Genomic DNA, 18,659 nt, shown 5'->3' on the forward strand with positions numbered 1-18,659 from the left:
TCTTCCTGTACCTCTTCCTGTACCTCTTCCTGTACCTCTTCCTGTACCTCTTCCTTGGCACGTCTCAGGGAATCGGCAAAGGCCACCAGGCTACGCGCATCGGGCGCACTTCCGGTATGGGTTTCCAGATGCTGGACCCATGCTGAAAAAACGCTATGCGACTGCCCGAGCAGATCGAAGATCGAAGCGCCGACTTCCAGTTCCTGCTGCAGCCAATGGTTAAGGGTCTGCTCGACTGACCACGCGACTTCACCAACGTCCTTGAGGCCGACCATGCGGCCACTGCCCTTGAGCGTATGGAAAGAGCGCCGGATGGTCGTCAATAATTCAATATTGTGCGGCTGATCCTTAAGAGCTTGCAGGCTCTCATCGATGGTAGCAAGGACTTCGTTGGCTTCTTCCAGGAAAATGCCGATCAGTTCGGCGTCGATTTCTTCACTGCTGGCTTGCGCGAGCTGGATTGTTTCTGCAGACGGGCTAAGCAATTCCGGGAGTTGTGGCTTCAGCGATGCCATCACCTGGTCAAATTGCGGTGACGCATCCTTACCCGTTTCAAGCGCCGACAGCATGGCCTTGGTTTGCTCGCCGAGAGCGGTGTCGGCGAGAAGATCGGCGTCATTTTTAAGCGCTACCAGATTGAGCTTGATTTCCTCGCGCAGTCCTGCGTCGCCGGGCTGTTCCTTGAGGGCATCAAGCAGGGCATGTGTTTCAAGCTTCTGCCGCTCGACCTCCTGCTCAAACGAGATGCCGGGTAAGTCTTCGCAGAACTCCCCGGACACCTCGAATTCATCCGGCTCCAGGCTATCTTGCGCCGGACCAGACTGCATCTGCCTGACAAAACTGTCAAAGTCGGCGGCGCCATGTTGCAACGAATCAATGAAAAAGCCGATCATCGACAACTGATTGGCGATGCGCTCGAAATCGGATTCCTGTGGATCGTATCCCGCATCGGCAAAGCGCTTTATTTCTGCCGAACATTCGTGCACGGCGGCAGCCGCCGCGTCGTGGCGCATGATGGTCAAGGCCCCAGCGACCTGGCGGAATGGAACCTCAAGGCTGACCAGATCGGCACGCTTTTCGGCATCGCGGAAGAAGCCATCGAGCACCTGCTCAATCTGTGCAAAATTGCTTTGAATCTCCTTGGCCACCTGTCCGATCAGAAGTTTTTCCTGTGCTTGACGCGACATTTCGTCAAGCAGGGGAACTTCCGAACCAGGTTGCGGAGGGGTTCCGGCAAGGCAGCCATGAATCCGCGCCACCGTTACGTCGACCTGGTGCGCGAAATCGCTGCCAAGACGCTGGTAATTTTCCTGTGCATTCTGGGTCAGCAGGATCGCCGTCGCGATCTCCATCGCCAGCGCTTCCGAATGGCGGGTGCTGTCGCCTGACAGCCAGTTGGCGGCCGCGGCAATCGCTTGCGCCAGACGACGATAATCGGTGTGGCCAAGTTGTTCGACGACGACAGACAAGGCGTTGGCATTCTCCCTGAACAAGGGGAGCGACTGCATGGTACCGGTGCAATACTTGTTCCAGGCTTCTTCGGTCGCCGAAATCACGTCGCGCAGTTTGCGGCGAATATTTTCTTCCGGTGCAGGCGCGCTGGTCTCGGTGGTCGGGATAACCGCTTGCAACTGATAGGTATTCTTGACCAGTTGTACCGCATCGTTGCTGCTGTTCGCGCTGGCGACGAAATAGAGCACATCGCGCATCAGGCGCTCGGCGACGTTCTTCGACCCTTCAAACAGCCGGCGAATCTGCAGATCGATGCGCGCGCACAACTGCTTGACATTTGTTTCTTCCGGCAAGGTACCCTCGGCCAGTGCGGAGAGAAAGCCGGTAGCAACCCACCAGAAGGAACGAGCCGATGCCGCATCCTGCGTGTCTTCGATGCGCTTTACCGCGCTCAACATCTCGCCGATGCCTCGCCGATCCTGCGGGGAACGTAGCCACGACAGGAAGCCGCGCTGAAAGCGGGCGCGTTCTTGCCGGACCAGGCGCTGAAACTCGCTGTGCGTAATCTTTGGCGCCGGGGACTCGCGCCGCGGCGGACGGGCGCTCAGGTCGGGAAAGAAAAGATCCGTTGCCGAGATGCGCTGCAAACCGCGTGCCGCTTGTACCTCGCGGTAGATCGACAAGAGACGAAGCGGCTGGTTCGGCTGGCCGCTGGTCAAGTCGGCAAGGTAGTGGCCGATCACCGCCAGTGCGCGGTGTGCAAGCGCGATGGAGGCTTCTTCTGCCGGAAGCCTGCATTGCTCGATGGCCTCGAGCATGGCCTCAACCGCCTCGGCAAACTGCGTTACTCCGTCAAGGCCGACGATGGTCAGCGCACCCTGAACCTGGTGCAAGTGCGTTCGGCAGAACTTGAGTTGCGTCAGGTCGCCGGTGCCGGCGGCAACGCTGGTATTGAATTGCTGCAGCGCCTGATCAGCACGATCCAGCGCCAGGTCAATCTCGCTCTTGACCCAGGTCAGGGGGCCGACATCGAATTCCGTCACGGCATTCATGGGGGGCAGTATCTCCGATCTCTGCGCAGGGCGTTCAGCCCACCTTGAAGCCGGCAACTGAACCCTTGAGTTCCGTTGCCAGGCCTGCCAGTTCGCCGACCGCAGTGGCTGTTTTTTGCGTACCGGCGGTGGTCTGCTCGGTAACGCGCAGTATGTCCTGCATCTTGCCCGCCACGCCCGTTGCCGAATCGGCCTGTTGGCGGGTTGCGTCGGAAATGTTTTCGATCAGTTCGGCGAGATTTTGCGAAACTTTTCCGATCTCGGCCAGTGCTTGCCCCGCCGCATCGGAAAGTTTCGCGCCTTCGACGACGCCGCGTGTTGATTCTTCCATCGCGGAAACAGCATCTTGCGTGTCGGTCTGAATGGTCTTCACAATCGCCGCGATCTGCTTCGTCGCTTCACCTGAACGCTCAGCAAGTCGTTGCACTTCTTCGGCAACCACGGTGAACCCGCGCCCGGCATCGCCAGCGGAAGCCGCCTGGATGGCGGCGTTAAGCGCCAGCACGTTGGTCTGTTCGGTAATGTCGGAAATCAGCTCGACGATTTCGCCGATTTCCTGAGACGATTCGCCAAGACGCTTGATCCGCTTCGAGGTTTCCTGGATCTGCTCGCGGATTTCGTTCATGCCCTTGATCGAATCCTGCACCGCCTGCGTACCCTTGCCGGCCGCCGCCAGTGACTGGCGCGCCACCTGTGCCGACTGGTTGGCATCTGATGACACCTGGGTCATCGAACTGGCCATGGCGAGAACGGAATGACCGGCGTCCTGAATTTCTATGGATTGCCGTTTCGCCGCATCAAGCAATTCAAACGAAGTTTGCTGAGCGATTCCGGTGGCGGTGGTTACCCGACCCGCCGCATCATTGATCCGTCGGACCAGCACGCGAAGCTCTTCAATGGTGTAGTTGATCGAGTCGGCAATGGCGCCCGTGATGTCTTCGGACACGGTTGCGGTAACCGTCAGGTCGCCGTCAGCCAAGTCGCCCAACTCGTTCATCAGCCGCAAAATGGCGTCCTGGTTCTGGCGGTTGACCGATTCACTTGCCTGCCGGCTCTGGTCGGCCAATTCCGCTTGGCGGCGAGTATCGAGGAGGTAAACCTTGGCCATCGCGAAAAGTGCTGCGAGCGCAAAAAGAACCAAGCCTGCGAAAGTGAAGCCGTAAACCGCACGCTCGGCTATGCCGCGCTGGTAGGCTTGTGCCAGCTGGTCGGTCGCATCGAGCAAGTCTTCACTGTTGCGGACGATTGAGGAGCCGGCACGCTTGGCGGTGATCAGTCGCTGCATGCCGCCAAGAATGCCGTTGACCGCGGCCTGGGATTCCTTGAAGCTGGTTTCGAGTTCGCCAAGTTTGCGTCTGGTTTCCGCATCGCTTGTGGCCGGGATGCGTAGTGCCTCGCTGCCCTTGCTCAGGGCGTTGAACAAGTCACTGAAGGTATTGGTATCCTTGCCCAGCAGGAAAGCAATTTCAGGGCTGATTTCGTCTCCCAGCAGCAATGAACTGGCGTTCTTGGCAATACGCTGCGTCAACATCACCATCTGGTTGGCTACAACAATTTCCCGGACGCTCGCACCGGTCTGCAGCTTGAGCGCGGCCACCTGCTCTGAAAGCTCGAGCAGGTGGGCGTCTTTGTCCGTGATCGTAGTCACATCCTTGTTGAGTTCGAGCAGGTTCTTTTCCAGTTCAAGCAACTGAACAGTGTCTTTATTGGTCGTACTCCAGGTCTTTGTCAGCTTTTGCAACTGCGGCTGCACACTATCGGGCGATGGCGGAACGGTGGAATCGGCCAGTTCGCCGCCGTTGGTCAGACGTTCCAGGTTGGTGGAAAACTGGTTGTGCGAATCACGCAACTGTTTGAATGCCGCCGTGTTCCCCTGCAACGCAAGGCTGGCTGACTTGGCCAGACGCTGCGAGAGCATACGCATTTCCCCCGCAGTAGCGATGTAGACACTGCCGTAAGTTGACTCCCGGTTATCGTGATAGATGACCGTGGAGATGATCAACATCACCACGAGGAGAATGCCACCGAGAATCTGCAATTGCTTGGTGAGGGTGTATTGGTCCAGAAAACCCGGTGTGGATCCGCTTTTCTTCAGGGCGACCGGATGGACATCATCCATTAGCGTAGCCGCAGATACGGTTAAATCTGCGGGGTCTTTTCTGCCCGATAAAAACTTGGGCAATTTCAGCTTGAACGCCATGTTGCTTCTCCGGTAACGCCGTCTGGAGGGTACGGGTTGTCAAGTACGGTTCTGATACAAAACTGGCTCAAACGCCGATATCCATGAAATCCTCATCCGCCAGGAGTTGGCGAACGTTCAGCATTTTCCAGCGGCGTCCTTCTTTGTCGGTAAAGGCCTCACTTGCCCAGAGCGGCGCATCCGGGTCCGCTGCCACGGGGGTCAGGTCATCCACGTTGCGCAGGCCGAGCACTCGCGGCACCAGCAGAGCGGCGTTATTGCCGTGGCGAGTACCAATCAGCAGCAATCGCGAACTGGTGTTTTGCGGGGTCGCATCCTTGCCCTGGAAAGCAGAAAAGTCGGAGACCGAGTAAAGATTTCCCCGAATATTGGCAATGCCGACAAACCAGTGCTTGGTCAGGGGCACACTGGTCAGCGGCGTCAGCGGAATGATTTCGCCGGTATCAGACAGATTGAGCAGCCAGTAGTCGGCACCAGACTGGATGCCGAGCAGACCAGCGGCGCTCTGATCGCTGGCACCGGCAAGCCGCCTTGCCAAGTGTGCCTGAAACTCGCGGAGACTGCCTTTTTTGGCCATGCGCTGTGTTGACGCTTACAGGGCTGAGATCTTGGCCAGCAATTCTTCGCCGTTGACCGGCTTGACCAGGTAGTCCTGCGCACCTTGGCGCAAACCCCATATCTTGTCTGTTTCCTGCCCCTTCGAGGTGCACACGATAATTGGAATGTGCTTGGTCAGGTCGTCGCGGGTCAGCGTTCGGGTCGCCTGATAACCATTCAGTCCAGGCATCACGACATCCATCAGGATCAGATCCGGCAATTCGGCTTTGGCTTTCACGATACCCTCTTCGCCACTCTCGGCCGTGATGACCTGGTAGCCGTGCCTGGTCAGAAGCTCAAGCAGAACATGACGTTCAGTCGGCGAATCGTCGACGACGAGGATTTTTTTGACCGGCATGGCAATAACTCCCAGGGGTGTCTTATATTGTGCGGATTTTTTCAAGCCTGCGGATGGGCAAAAGTTGCAACTGCCTGAAGCAGGCTATCTTTGGTAAACGGCTTGGTCAGATACTGGTCGGAACCGACCATGCGTCCTCGTGCACGATCAAACAGGCCATCCTTGGAGGAGAGCATGATCAGCGGCGTACTGCGAAAGCGCTGGTTTTTCTTGATCAGGGCGCAGGTTTGATAGCCATCAAGCCGCGGCATCATGATGTCGCAAAAAATGACTTCGGGCTGATGGTCAGCGATTTTCGCGAGGGCGTCAAAACCATCCTCGGCAAGCACCACCTGACACCCGGCCTGCACGAGAAAAATCTCCGCGCTCCGCCGTATTGTGTTGCTGTCATCGATGATCATCACCTTGATGCCACTCAAGTTCGCAGCGTCGACCAATTCCTATCTCCAGTGTACCCTTCGATCCGGGATCTTGAACGGGCTCCTGATCACGTCAGAATATACCGTCTAACCAGTACTATACATCAAAGGCTTAAATCCAAACCATATCAAAATCATCCTTGCGTGCACCGCATTCCGGGCAAACCAATTTCATCGTCACATCCCGCCAAACGGGCAGTACTTTGTAAGGCACCCCAAATTATGAAAGTCCTGCCCGTTTCCCTCACCCCCGCCCCCTCTCCCAGAGGGCGAGGGGAGGTTCGAGAGTCGCTAGCGCGACTTTCACGGTAAGAGTCCTGGCTGGAATACCCTCTTCGGGGCTGCCTTCTGCCTCGTAAAGAATGAAACCGCAGGTCAGACACCTCCAGGCACCGTATCCCGCTTCAGTTGCAGTGTTCATGGCAAGCGTCGGATTTCGGGTAAAATTAGGGGGCAGAACGTCATTGATTCTAGCCATCCGCTCCTCCATCTGCCAAGTTTTTATTTATTAGCGCCAGTTTGCTCCCATGGATTCATTTTCGAAACAACTGTCGCCGCCCATTGTCCTGACTTTTGCCGCCAGCGATCCCTCGGGCGGTGCCGGTATTCAGGCCGACCTGATGACCATTTCCGCGCTGGGATGCCACGCGCTGTCGGTGATTACGGCGCTGACCGTCCAGGACACCGCCGGCATCGACAGCATACTGGCCATCGACGCCAACTGGGTCGAAGATCAGGCGCGCACGCTCCTGGAAGACATGCAGGTGGATGTTTTCAAGATCGGTTTGCTCGGCAGCATCGAAAACATTGCGGTGATTGCCGAAATCCTGTCCGACTACCCGGATGTCCCGCTGGTTTTTGACCCGGTGCTGGCTTCCGGACGTGGCGACGAATTGGCCGACGAAGACATGATTTCTGCTTTGCAGGATTTGTTGCTGCCGCAAACGACCATCCTGACCCCGAATTCACTTGAGGCACGCCGCCTGGCCGGCGAAACGAATGAGGATGAGAGGGCGGAAGAACTGTCGCTCGACGAATGCGCGCGCCGACTGATCGCCTTCGGGTGCGAACATGTCCTGCTCACCGGAACGCATGAAAATACGCCACAGGTCTGCAATGATTTATACGGGGAAAGCGGTCTGATTCGCCGCGATACCTGGGAGCGGCTGCCCGGCAGTTATCACGGATCCGGCTGTACGCTGGCGTCAGCGCTTGCTGCCCGCCTGGCGCACAAGATGCCCATCAGCGAGGCCGTGCGTGAAGCGCAGGATTACACCTGGCAGACGCTGGCGTCGGGTTTCCGGCCGGGAATGGGGCAATTCATTCCGGACCGCTTTTTCCGGGCGCGCCGGACGGAAGGAAGCCGCAATGCCTGAACTCCAGAAGAAATTTTTACGCGGACTCTATGCCATCACTCCAGATGGCCTCGACCAGAACGTGCTGCTGGCACAGGTGGAAGCCGCACTGCGGGGTGGCGTAAAGCTTGTCCAGTATCGCGACAAGAAGCGCGGCGCAGCACAACAGGCTGAAATCGCCAGTGCCCTATGCGCCCTGTGCCGGCGCTTCGGCGCCTGCTTCATCGTCAATGATGACCTGGCGCTGGCACTGAGCGTCGATGCCGATGGCGTGCATCTGGGCGCAGACGATGGCGATCTGGTGGCCGCCAGGCTGGCGCTTGGTCCGGGCAAGCTGCTCGGCGTCTCGTGCTACGCGGATTTCGATCTGGCGCGTGCTGCGCTCAAGGCCGGCGCTGATTACGTCGCCTTCGGCGCGGTTTACCCGTCGCCGACCAAGCCGCATGCAGAGCGGGCGCCTGTGTCGCTGCTCGGTCGCTGCCGCGACGAACTGGGCATTCCGGCCTGTGCCATCGGTGGCATCACGCTGACCAACGCCCCCGCGCTGGTTGCCGCCGGTGCCGACCTGCTCGCCGTCATCACCGATTTGTTTGAAGCGCCCGACATTGAGTCGCGCGCCAGGGCCTATCAGAATTTTTTCCAGGGAGAACCGGCTTGAGTAACCGTAATCAGCAGCTTTTCGAACGCGCACAACGACACATCCCCGGCGGCGTCAATTCTCCGGTGCGAGCTTTCCGTTCGGTCGGGGGTACACCGTGCTTCTTCACCAGGGGCAGTGGTTCGCGGGTGACCGACGCCAATGGCAATGTCTACCTCGATTACGTCGGCTCGTGGGGGCCGCTGATTCTCGGTCACGCCCATCCGGAGGTGGTGGCCGCCGTTCAGGAGGCTGCAATTGATGGGCTGTCCTTCGGCGCGCCGACCGAACGTGAAGTCGATATGGCCGACCTGCTGTGCGACCTGCTGCCGTCGCTCGACATGGTGCGTCTGGTCAGTTCGGGCACCGAGGCGACGATGAGCGCCATCCGTCTGGCGCGTGGATTTACCGGTCGCGACCTGCTGATCAAGTTCGAGGGCTGTTACCACGGGCACAGCGACAGCCTGCTGGTGAAGGCCGGCTCGGGCATGCTGACTTTCGGCAATCCCAGTTCGGGCGGCGTCCCGGCTGAACTGGCGCAATTGACCCTGGTGCTCGACTACAACAATGTTGCCCAGCTTGAAAGCGCCTTTGCCGAGCACGGCGCGCGCATTGCGGCAGTCATTGTCGAGCCGGTGGTCGGCAACATGAACCTGGTCGTGCCGCAGCAGGCGTTCCTTGATGCCATGCGCAGGCTGTGCTCCGAGCACGGTGCGGTGCTGATTTTTGACGAAGTGATGACCGGCTTTCGCGTCGGAGCAAAGTGCGCCCAAGGCTACTACGGCATCACGCCGGATCTGACCACGCTCGGCAAGGTGATCGGCGGCGGCATGCCGGTCGGCGCCTTTGGCGGCAAACGCGAAATCATGGAAAAGATCGCGCCGCTCGGCCCGGTTTATCAGGCCGGGACGCTGTCGGGCAATCCGGTGGCTGTCGCTGCGGGCCTGGCGACGTTAAGGCTGATCCAGGCACCGGGCTTATACGAGATGCTGACTATGCGTACCCGGCAACTGTGCGACGGACTGGTTGCCGCTGCAGCAAGGCACGGCGTGGCCTTTTCAGCGCAATCGGTCGGCGGCATGTTCGGCCTCTATTTCCGGAGCGAATGTCCGCAAAGCTACGCCGAGGTCATGGAGTGCGACAAGGAAGCGTTCAACCGCTTCTTCCACGCCATGCTCGACGCCGGACACTACTTTGCGCCGTCGGCTTTCGAGGCGGGATTTGTTTCAGCGGCGCACAGCGCGGCGGATATTGCCGAAACGGTGTCGGCTGCGGAGGTCGCCTTCAAAGCCTGGTAGCCCGGCGTAGGGCGCCAATAGGCGTTCTACACAGCCAATGGTTGGACAGCCAACAGGCACGCCACTCTTCAGGCATAAGGCTTGCAGATCGCCTGTTCATGCGGGTTGCAGCAGGGTCAACTTTTCGGCGCGTTTATTCGCCATGACCTTGAAGCTGCGCAGCAAAAGCACCAGTTCGGCGAAATCGTCCCGACTGGTAAACTCCTGCGCAACAGGCTTATTTTGACAGCCCCCGCTCCTTGATCCGTTTTCTGGCGGCCTTCTGCTCGAATTGTCGCAGGGCCAGGTAGGTGGTCCAGCCAACCACCGCCATTCCTGCAGTGAACAGGCCGTAGGCAGCAGGCCAGGGGATGCCTTGGGTCATCATCGAAAATTCTGACATCCCGCCAATCCCGGCCAGAATATTGATCGGCAAAAAAACCAAACTGATCGTGGTCAGTTTCGAGACACGATTATTCTGGTTGATGTTGATGAAGCCAACCGTCGCACTCATCAGGAAGTTGATCTTTCCGAACAGGAAAGAGGTGTGGCTATCGAGCGATTCAATGTCGCGCAGAATCTGCCGGGAATCTTCCTGCTGGTCGCCGCTCAGGAATTTTCCGCGCATGAGGAACGACAAGGCGCGACGGGTATCAAGTACATTGCGGCGAATACGACCGTTCAGATCCTCGACACGGGCGATTTCCGAGAGTATCAGTGCCGCTTCGTCATCTGGCAGATTCTGGTTGAGCACCTTCTTGCCGGCCACTTCCAGATCGGCATAGACATCTTCCAGGGCGTCGGCTGAATATTCGGCATCGGCCGCGTAGAGGTCCAGCAACACATCCTTGCCATCGGTCACGTAGCCGGGCTGGGTGCGTGCGCGCAGTCGTTGCAGGCGGAAGGTGGGGAGCTCTTCGGTACGCACCGAAAAAAGAATGTCCTTGTGCAGGATGAAAGCGACGGCGACGTTGCGTGACTCGGTCTGAAGATCGAGCAGGAAGTCGGAGTGCAGGTGAATTTCGCCGTTGTCCTCAAGATAGAAGCGCGCACTCGCCTCGAGGTCGGTCAGGTTGCTCGGATTCGGTATCTGAACATCGAAGAAACGACCGACCCACGCCCGGATTTCTGGCGTCGGCGCCACCAGATCGATCCAGATCGGCTTCAGGCATTTCAGGTCGTAGGGCGTGTTGACGCTGATCTGGCTTAACCGCCCGTTGCGCAACTCGAAGGCGTTGACGCTGGTTTTTTCATTCCGGTGGTGACTGTCACCGATCAGATCCTGGCGCACTTCGTCGGAGAGAATTTCGAGGATCGACTCGCCGCGTTCCTCGCGCACCTCGTACCAGACCAGAAGGCGATCTTCCGGCTCCAGCGCTTCGATGATCTGGGCAATATCGGCCAGGGGAATACGTTCGAGCAGGGAGCGTAACCCGGCCAGATGCTGTTTATGCAGCACGTCCTCGACGAGATCATGGCGCGGCATGTCCTGGCGGTGAACAAGGTCTTCTACCAGCTTGTGCTTGGCGAGCAGGTCCTTGACGTTGGCCAAGTGATCCAGGCTATTTATTTCTTCAGTCATCGGGCAGGTTCCCCTGTGCTGTGGCGCATCAAACAGGCGGCGATTCTAGCACGCTGAAGCGGGGTGGCTGAAGCGCAAATATCGTTTAACCACGAAGGACACGAAGCGCACGAAGAAAAGCGAAAACGTCTTTTTTCTGCTCAGGGAATCTGGGCAGACGGCATTCGGCCAAGAATAACGTCGGCTTTCCTGGCCAGACCCGGAGCGCTGCGGTTGCGGTCGTAATAGCGTGGGCTTGGCACCATGCCGGCCAGTCGCGCGGCCTGTTCCGCCGAGAGTTGTGCGGCGCTGATGCCGTAATAGTGCCGCGCGGCGGCCTCGGCGCCGAACACGCCATTACCCCATTCAATGACATTGAGGTAGACCTCGAAAATGCGCTGCTTGCTCCACACGGCCTCGATCATCAGGGTGACGATGGCTTCCTCAGCTTTGCGCCAGGGGGTTTTCGAAGGCGTCAGAAAGAGATTCTTGGCCAATTGTTGTGTAATCGTCGAGCCGCCGGCAACAATCTTGCCGCGACGCTGGTTCTTCTCCAAGGCTTTCTGGATACCGTCCCAGTCGAAACCTTCGTGATGGATGAACAGGCCGTCTTCCGAGACGATGAGGGCGCGCTTCAGGTGGTTCGATATCTTGCCATAGCTGACCCACTGCTTTTTCAGTTGCGCCTTGGGATCTGTGGCCTGCAACTCGGCCAGCCGGATCTCCATGAAGCGCGTGCTGTCAGGATTTGCCCAACTCCACCACAGCACCCAGCCAAACAACCAGAACTGGTAGAGCAAGACCAGGCCGACGAGGCCGAGGAGCAGCCGTTTCAGCCAGAGAACAGCAAAGGGCAAGACCGGCTTCATGCGCCTGCGTTGCGCAGCATGGCCAGCACCGGCGCCACGTCCGGACGTACCCCGCGCCACAGGTAAAAGGCTTCTGCCGCCTGCTCGACGAGCATGCCCAACCCATCGGCAAGTTGCTGTGCACCCTGGCTTCTGGCCAGTGCCAGGAAGGGCGTGTCACCCCGGCCATACATCATCTCGTAGGCCAGGCTGCCGGCAGCAAGGATGCCGCTGGGCAACGGCGGCGACTCGCCACCAAGGCTGGCAGATGTGGCGTTGATGACGATGTCGAAGGAGTGGCCGGCCAGTTCGGCGTAACCGCTACCCGAAATGGCACCGAGCCGGGCGAAGTGTTCGGCCAGCGCCTGCGCCCTGGATGCCGTGCGGTTGGCAATAATCAATGCGCCGGGCCGTTCATCGAGCAAGGGCCCGATCGCACCGCGTGCGGCACCTCCCGCACCGAGCAGCAGAACGCGCTTGCCGGCGACCGGGCACTGCAGATTGAGCGTGATGTCGCGCACCAGTCCGGCGCCGTCGGTGTTGTCGCCCAGGATGCCGTCACTGGAAAAAACCAGCGTATTGACCGCGCCGGCGATTTCGGCGCGCGCTGTGCGGCGGGTGCACAAGCGGAAGGCTTCTTCCTTGAACGGCACCGTGACATTGGCGCCGCGCCCGCCGTTGGCGACGAAGGCGTGTACCGCTGCGGCAAATCCGTCGCGTGGCGCCAGGATGGCCGTGTAACTGATATCCTCGCCGGTCCGGGCGGCAAAGGCGGCGTGGATGAGCGGTGATTTGCTGTGCCCGATGGGGTTGCCGAAGACGCAGTAGCGATCAGTCATGGGGTCATGCCATCCCAGGCTCAGCGGCTGTGAAAAAATACCTGAACACCCACCGCAGAGGCGCAAAGGCGCAGAGGTTTCGCAGAGAAAATCTGTAAAAACAGTGGGTTTCCTCTGCGTTTTCTTTGCGCCTCTGCGCCTCTGCGGTGGATTCTTGATATTTTCACAAGCTCTCAGCGCGACTTGGTTTCCACCTGATTGCTGCTGGTGAAGTTCCAGCTGCGGGTGATGACGAGTATTTCATAATCTTTCCGGATATCGGGCGGAAAGGTGGCGTAGGGGCCAGCCATGGCAACGATACGGCGAGCGGCGTCGTCGAGAATCCGGTGACCTGAAGAGCGGTTGATTTCGACCTTGTCGACCGACCCGTCACTGTTGACCGTCACCGACAGGACCAGCGAACCGTAAAGCTTGCCTTTGGCGGCTTCCGGATAATTGAGTGTGCCGACGCGTTCAACCTTCAGGCGCCAGTCTTCTATGTATTGGGCAAAGCGGTATTCGTCGGTGCGCGTGCCGATGAATTTCTTGCGTGGCCGCTTGTTGTATTCATCGGTGTCCCTGGCGATCTCGCCTTCAAGACGCGCCATCTGCAGCGCACTCTGGGCCAGATCGCGGCCACTCACGCCGAGAACCGGCTGCGGCTGGGCCTCCTTGTCGGCATTGGGCGCTGCCGTACTCTTGCTGCGCGTCTGCGCCAGCATCCGCTGCTGCTGCGCTTCAAGTGCCTGCACGCGCTTTTCCGCCTGCTCCAGTTCGCTGCCGCTCTGCTGTTTGTCCGAAGGGGGCAGTGGGGTCTTCGCCCGCCGGTTCTCGTCGGTGTTGCCGCCGCCATCCAGATTGGCTTGCGCCAGAGCCTGCGCATTGGTGGGCTTGCGGGCCGACTTGCTGTTGACCAGGATGATGTCCATCGCCCTGTCCTGAAAGGCACGCGATGCATCGGGGAATTTGAACTGAAGCGACAGTACCAGCGCGTGCAGAAAGACCGAGACAGCGATCGCCAACCACAGGTTGCGCTCGCTGGTCGATGCTGCCCACGATTGGCGGAAAGTGCTGCTCACGTCAGTCGACTGCCTCCACGGGATCGTCGGTTACTTCAGCAACCGCTGCAACGAGATCAAGCGTTTCGACATAACGGCAGCCCAGTTCGAGCGTCAGGAAATCGATCGATTCGATGCTTAGACGGACGCGCTGGCCCGACCTCAACTCGGGGACCGAAGGCACGCGCTGGATCAGCGGCAGGTGGTCGAGCTTGACCAGGTTCTCGCGCCGGATGGTGGCATCGATGGTCAGCACTCCTTCCTGGCGCAGCCAGCGCAGGCACCAGTAACGTTCCATGCCGCGCTGGAACTCGGCGTAGGCGCTGTAGGTCAGGTCGAAGTCGCGCATGGCGGCGAACAGGGCGTCGGATTTGGCCTTGAAGTGCGGCGTGTCGCCGCTCAGGCAGGCGATCAGTTGCCACTGGTTGAGCAGGTCGACGTAGCGCCGCAGCGGCGAAGACGACCAGGCGTACTGGGCAACGCCAAGTCCCTCGTGCGGTTGCGGCGAGGTCGTCATGCGCACCTTGCCGCCGGTCTGCGCGCGGTAGATGGCCGGGATGCCCTTTTCGGCAAGCAGACCGCCCCAGGTGCTGTTGGCGACGATCATCAGTTCGGCGACCAGCTTGTCGAGCGGGCTGCCGCGCTTGCGTTCGCTGATTTCGACACGGCAACTCTCCGCGTCGGCCAGATCGCCTGCAATGGCGAAGTTGTAGTCGTTGTTGCCCTGCATCGCCGACGGCTTGCCGCGCCGGCCTTCGCAGGCGTTGGCCAGGTGCCACAGCGTTTTCAACTCATCGCGGAAAGCAAATTCGGGCAGGCCGGCAGCCAGCGTCTGCTCGTTGAACAGCGGTTCGATGTCGTGGTGACGCAGGTTGGCGGCAATCGGTACCATTTCGATACGCGATTCGTGTGCCGAAATCTCGAATTCGGGCGTCACCGTCAGGTACAGCGAGAGCGCCGGACAATCGCGGCCGGCGGCCAGCGTGAAGCTCTCGACGGCGGCTTCGGGGAGCATGGTGATCTTGTTGCCCGGCATGTAGACGGTGGATAGCCGTTCGCGCGCCATTTCGCCGAGCGGCGAAGCGGGGGTGATGCCCAGGCACGGTGCCGCAATGTGGATGCCGACGCGCCAGCCAAGACCTGGCAGCGTCTGCAGCGAAAAGGCGTCGTCGATCTCGGTGGTCGCCGCATCGTCGATCGAAAAAGCCTGCACCTCGGCACGCGGCAAACCGGTCGGTGGCAACGGCAGCTCAGTGGCCGGAAAGTCAGTGCCACGCGGGAAGTATTCGAGCAGAAAACGCTGGAAGTGGTAATCCTGCGGCGAACGGATGGCGCCGCATTTTTCCAGCAGGTGCAGCGCCGAAAGCCCGGTTTCGGCGCAAGCGGCTTCCAGCGCCTTGGTTTCGAAACGGTTGCGGTCAGGCTTGTAGAGCAGTTGATTGAGCAGCGGAGCGAACTCGGGCGGCAGCGTGAAGGCCTTCAGCTCACCGACCATGCGCTCGACGGCTAGCGCTTGTTGACGCTTCTTTTCAAGGCCGCCCAGAGCGGCGGCGAGAATGTCCGGAGGGGCTTTGCGGAAGCGCCCCTTGCCCTTGCGATGGAAGTAGACGGGTGCTGAATGCAGGGCCAGCAACAGCGCCGCCGCTTCGGCCGTGGTGGCCTTGTGTCCGAAATAGTCGTCGGCAAAATCAGCAAAAGAAAATTCGCCATCGCTTGCACACTCCCAGAGAAACTCGGTTTCGATGCCCTCGGCCAAGGCCTCGGCAAGACTCAACAATTCGCCTGGCGCCGGGGTCAGATAGCGTAACAGCACACTGGACGACTTGATCTTGGCGCGCTTGCCGGAGGCCGTTTCAACCTGCAAGGAAGCGTCGTTGTCGGTCAGGATAGTGGCGGTTTTGAAGGCGCCGTCTTCTTCGAACAGAACATGCATCGACAAGATTATAACCCGCAAAATTCAAGCAGTTGAGGCAACAAATCAGGAAAACGGGTGCAACTGTGGTCGCCGCCCTCCAGCACCATTTGCTGGCAACCGGCGTAGCGGGAAACGGCTTGCCGGTAGTCGAGCACCTCGTCGCCGGTCTCGACCAGCAGCAGGTAACGTTCGGGGGTGACGCGCGGCAATTCAAGCGCACGCAACTGCTCGACGTGTTCGGCGGTGAATTCGAAGGATTCGTTGGTGTACAGGTTGGTCTGCGTGCCGATGAACTCGTTGAGCGAGATCGGCGCGACGACGGCGGGGTTGATCAGCACCGCCCGCAGGTCGAATTTCTCGGCCAGGCAGGTGGCGTAAAAGCCGCCGAGCGAACTGCCGACCAGCGTCAGTTGCTCTGGTTGCGCCTCGATGATGGCTTCGGCCTGACTGATGGCTTCATGCGGAACCGTTGAAAGCGCCGGGCAGAAGAAACGATCGCCCTGCCCGCGCGCGCTCATCTGGTCCGCCAGAATCCGCGCTTTCCATGACGCCGGCGACGAGCAGAAGCCGTGCAGATACAGGATTCCGGCGCTCACGAACTGGCCCAGGCGATCAGCTCAAGTTTCCAGGTAATCAACACCACAATGCCAAAAGCGATGCGATACCAGGCAAATACCGTGAAGTCGTGCGTGCTGATGTAGCGCAGCAGGCCGCGTACCGCCCAGAAGGCGGATATGAAGGCCGCCATGAAACCGACCGCCCACATCCCCACATCATCGAAAGAGAGCAGAGCGCGCTCCTTGTAGAGCTGGTAAAGGGTCGCCGCAAATAGCGTCGGCATGGCCAGGAAAAACGAAAACTCGGTCGCCGCACGGCGCGACAGGCCAAAGAACAAGCCACCAATGATCGTCGCCCCGGAACGCGAAGTTCCCGGAATCAGTGCCAGCGCCTGCGCCAACCCCAGCTTGAGGGCGTCGAGCGGCTTCAGCTCGTCGACCGACTCGAAGCGGATGCGATGCTGGCGGCGCTCGGCCCACAGGATGAATACGCCGCCGAGGATAAAGGTGGCCGCCACCGTTGGCGCGTTGAACAGATTGGCCTTGATGGCCTTGCCGAAAAGCAGGCCAAGAATGGCCAGCGGCATGAAAGCGATGGCAATGTTGAGCGCGAAACGTTGCGCGGCAGGCTCGCGCGGCAGACCGCGTATGACTTCGGCGATCTTCGCCCGATATTCCCAGACGACCGCCAGCATGGCGCCGGACTGGATGACGATCTCGAACAGCTTGCCGCGCTCGTCATTGAAATCGAGCAGGTCGCCAGCCAGAATCAGGTGGCCGGTGGAAGACACCGGCAGGAATTCGGTAACGCCCTCGACGAGGCCGAGAATCAGGGCTTTGAGCAGGATAAGGAGATCCACGGGGGGCTTCCAGGAAAAAGGCGCATTTTAACAGGGTGGCTTGTGAAAGCGGCTCAAGCAGGCGATTGAACCCAAAAACTTCAGTCTATCCACGAAAATCACGAAAGACACGAACAAAATCAATGGCTTGATGTATTTTCTCTATTCGCTCTTTGGGTGGTGATCTTCAGCTTGTTATCTCCTTGATTCTTTTCGTGCTTTTGGTGCTTTTCGTGGACGAACTGCTTTTTCTGGGTTGAAAGGAATCGCTTTAGAATAGCCGCCCCGCAGCGCCCGTCAATAGGAGATCTTGGCGACGCATGCCGTGGGAGCCTTATAAACATTGGCTCCCACGGCATGATGCTTGAAGATGCCCGTCCTGCTTGCCTTGCAGGCCGACTCCTCAATAACGGTCAGAGCGCGAATTGCGCGAACTTCTGGCCGGTGGCGGCCAGGACGCCGAGCCAGGCCGGGCTGTTCAGGTCGAGTTGCTTCTTGTGCTGGGTGATCAGTTCGACCGGTACGTGCGTGAAGGTGTCGTGCTGGAAGCCGATGACCAGGCCGGTCTTGCCGGCCATCGCCGCATGCACCGCGTTGCGCGCAAAGAAATCGCAGAGTATCGCGTCCTCGGCGCTGGCCGGCACACTGCGGATCATGTAGCTCGGATCAAAGTAGCGCAGGGCGAACGGGATGTTCTCGGCGTTGAAATAAGCCTCGATGCGCTCGCGCAGGAAGTTTCCGATGTCCTTGGACTTGAGATTGCCCGAGGCGTCGTGCTCCTCGCCACCGGCTTGCAGCAGATGCTGGCCGGCGCCTTCGGCAACGAGAATGACGGCGTGTGCACGGCTAACTACGCGTTTCTTGAGGGCGGCCAGGAATCCATCCTCGCCGTCGAGCACGAAGGGTACTTCCGGGACCAGCGTGAAATTGACATCCTGGCTGGCAATCGTGGCGCCGGCCGCGATGAATCCGGCGTGGCGGCCCATGATCTTGACCAGCGAAATGCCGTTGTGCACGCTGTGCGCCTCGGTATGCGCACAACTGAGCGCCTTGGCCGCTTCCTCGACGGCGGTGACGTAGCCAAAGGTGCGCGAGACGAAAGCGACATCGTTGTCGATGGTCTTCGGGACGCCGACCACGGCCAGCGCATGGCCGCGGCTCTTGGCTTCCTGGTAGATCGCTTCGCCGCCGCGCTGGGTGCCGTCGCCGCCGACGACGAAGAGGATGTTGATCTTGCGCCGGATCAGGTTATCGACCGCGACGCTCACATCGACCGGGCCGCGCGAGGTGTTGAGTTCGGTGCCGCCTTCCTTGTGGATATCCTCGACGAACTGCGGGGTGAGCGGGATCGGCTCGCCGCCACGCCAGGGATCGAGGCCCTGGTAGCCGTTCACGAAGCCGAGGATTTCGCGCACGCCATAGCCGTGATGCAGTTCGAGAACGAGCGAGCGGATGACGTTGTTGAGACCGGGGCACAGGCCGCCGCAGGTGACGATGCCGGCACGCGTGTGCCTGGGGTCGAAGTACAGGAGTTCCCTGGGGCCGGCGACTTCAAACAGGAGTTCCTCTTTCGGCGGCTTGTCGGGATCGACGATGACGTTGAACAGGACGCGCGCCTTGTCGCTGATATGGAAAGGAAGCGGTGACGGGAAACGGGCTTCACCAAGAACGGTAATATTCATGAGGGCTTTATCCTGAGGACAGTCGGGTAAAAAC

General features: G+C 59.6%; 16 protein-coding genes. 3 read left to right on the forward strand and 13 right to left on the reverse strand.

Annotation, left to right across the window (positions count from 1 at the left end; translation table 11 throughout):
• The 5 genes from ACOYNV_RS10010 to ACOYNV_RS10030 all read right to left on the reverse strand — a co-directional run.
• Nucleotides 1-2,504 (reverse strand): Hpt domain-containing protein (locus ACOYNV_RS10010; protein ID WP_422899625.1); only part of this gene is annotated, 2,504 nt, incomplete at its 3' end.
• 34 nt (nucleotides 2,505-2,538) lie between these two features.
• Nucleotides 2,539-4,704, reverse strand: a complete 2,166-nt coding sequence (locus ACOYNV_RS10015; protein WP_422899626.1) for a methyl-accepting chemotaxis protein — start codon at nucleotides 4,702-4,704, stop codon at nucleotides 2,539-2,541.
• Nucleotides 4,705-4,771: 67 nt separating this feature from the next.
• The gene (locus tag ACOYNV_RS10020) at nucleotides 4,772-5,281 is read right to left on the reverse strand and encodes a chemotaxis protein CheW (protein ID WP_422899627.1); all 510 of its coding nucleotides are present in this window, start codon (nucleotides 5,279-5,281) and stop codon (nucleotides 4,772-4,774) included.
• Between the two features lie 15 nt (nucleotides 5,282-5,296).
• Nucleotides 5,297-5,659 (reverse strand): response regulator, encoded by a 363-nt coding sequence (locus ACOYNV_RS10025; RefSeq protein WP_422899628.1) that lies wholly within the window; start codon nucleotides 5,657-5,659, stop codon nucleotides 5,297-5,299.
• Nucleotides 5,660-5,700: 41 nt separating this feature from the next.
• Nucleotides 5,701-6,060: a response regulator gene (locus ACOYNV_RS10030; RefSeq protein WP_422899656.1), complete on the reverse strand. Its 360-nt coding sequence runs from the start codon at nucleotides 6,058-6,060 to the stop codon at nucleotides 5,701-5,703.
• Nucleotides 6,061-6,605: 545 nt separating this feature from the next.
• Between ACOYNV_RS10030 and thiD the strand changes: the two genes are divergently transcribed.
• The 3 genes from thiD to hemL are packed head-to-tail and all read left to right on the forward strand — an operon-like array spanning nucleotide 6,606 to nucleotide 9,368.
• A complete protein-coding gene (gene thiD / locus ACOYNV_RS10035; protein WP_422899629.1) occupies nucleotides 6,606-7,454 on the forward strand; it encodes a bifunctional hydroxymethylpyrimidine kinase/phosphomethylpyrimidine kinase in 849 nt (282 codons plus the stop codon).
• Complete coding sequence (thiE, locus tag ACOYNV_RS10040; RefSeq protein WP_422899630.1) at nucleotides 7,447-8,091, forward strand: thiamine phosphate synthase; 645 nt, start codon at nucleotides 7,447-7,449, stop codon at nucleotides 8,089-8,091. The genes thiD and thiE overlap by 8 nt, the downstream gene beginning before the upstream one ends.
• Entirely contained in the window at nucleotides 8,088-9,368 is a 1,281-nt protein-coding gene (hemL, locus tag ACOYNV_RS10045; RefSeq protein WP_422899631.1) for a glutamate-1-semialdehyde 2,1-aminomutase, read from the forward strand. Before thiE ends, hemL begins: the two co-directional genes overlap by 4 nt.
• A gap of 217 nt (nucleotides 9,369-9,585) precedes the next feature.
• Here the strand turns inward: hemL and ACOYNV_RS10050 are convergent, their stop codons facing one another.
• The 8 genes from ACOYNV_RS10050 to ACOYNV_RS10085 all read right to left on the reverse strand — a co-directional run bounded on the left by ACOYNV_RS10050 (nucleotide 9,586) and on the right by ACOYNV_RS10085 (nucleotide 18,625).
• Nucleotides 9,586-10,929 (reverse strand): CorA family divalent cation transporter, encoded by a 1,344-nt coding sequence (locus ACOYNV_RS10050; protein WP_422899632.1) that lies wholly within the window; start codon nucleotides 10,927-10,929, stop codon nucleotides 9,586-9,588.
• A gap of 140 nt (nucleotides 10,930-11,069) precedes the next feature.
• Complete coding sequence (gene mtgA, locus ACOYNV_RS10055; protein ID WP_422899633.1) at nucleotides 11,070-11,777, reverse strand: monofunctional biosynthetic peptidoglycan transglycosylase; 708 nt, start codon at nucleotides 11,775-11,777, stop codon at nucleotides 11,070-11,072.
• Nucleotides 11,774-12,595: a shikimate dehydrogenase gene (gene aroE, locus ACOYNV_RS10060; protein ID WP_422899634.1), complete on the reverse strand. Its 822-nt coding sequence runs from the start codon at nucleotides 12,593-12,595 to the stop codon at nucleotides 11,774-11,776. The genes mtgA and aroE overlap by 4 nt, the downstream gene beginning before the upstream one ends.
• A gap of 173 nt (nucleotides 12,596-12,768) precedes the next feature.
• Complete coding sequence (locus tag ACOYNV_RS10065) at nucleotides 12,769-13,653, reverse strand: energy transducer TonB (RefSeq protein WP_422899635.1); 885 nt, start codon at nucleotides 13,651-13,653, stop codon at nucleotides 12,769-12,771.
• 1 nt (nucleotide 13,654) lies between these two features.
• Nucleotides 13,655-15,565 carry a ribonuclease catalytic domain-containing protein gene (locus ACOYNV_RS10070; RefSeq protein WP_422899657.1) on the reverse strand — a complete coding sequence of 637 codons (1,911 nt, stop codon included), beginning with the start codon at nucleotides 15,563-15,565 and terminating at the stop codon, nucleotides 13,655-13,657.
• Between the two features lie 8 nt (nucleotides 15,566-15,573).
• Nucleotides 15,574-16,143 carry a YqiA/YcfP family alpha/beta fold hydrolase gene (locus ACOYNV_RS10075; protein ID WP_422899636.1) on the reverse strand — a complete coding sequence of 190 codons (570 nt, stop codon included), beginning with the start codon at nucleotides 16,141-16,143 and terminating at the stop codon, nucleotides 15,574-15,576.
• Nucleotides 16,140-16,964 (reverse strand): undecaprenyl-diphosphate phosphatase, encoded by an 825-nt coding sequence (locus tag ACOYNV_RS10080; protein ID WP_422899637.1) that lies wholly within the window; start codon nucleotides 16,962-16,964, stop codon nucleotides 16,140-16,142. Before ACOYNV_RS10080 ends, ACOYNV_RS10075 begins: the two co-directional genes overlap by 4 nt.
• 392 nt (nucleotides 16,965-17,356) lie before the next feature.
• The gene (locus tag ACOYNV_RS10085; RefSeq protein ID WP_422899638.1) at nucleotides 17,357-18,625 is read right to left on the reverse strand and encodes an ATP-dependent 6-phosphofructokinase; all 1,269 of its coding nucleotides are present in this window, start codon (nucleotides 18,623-18,625) and stop codon (nucleotides 17,357-17,359) included.
• Nucleotides 18,626-18,659: the final 34 nt, after the last annotated feature.

Source organism: Propionivibrio sp., assembly GCF_049316945.1.
Lineage (GTDB): Bacteria > Pseudomonadota > Gammaproteobacteria > Burkholderiales > Rhodocyclaceae > Propionivibrio.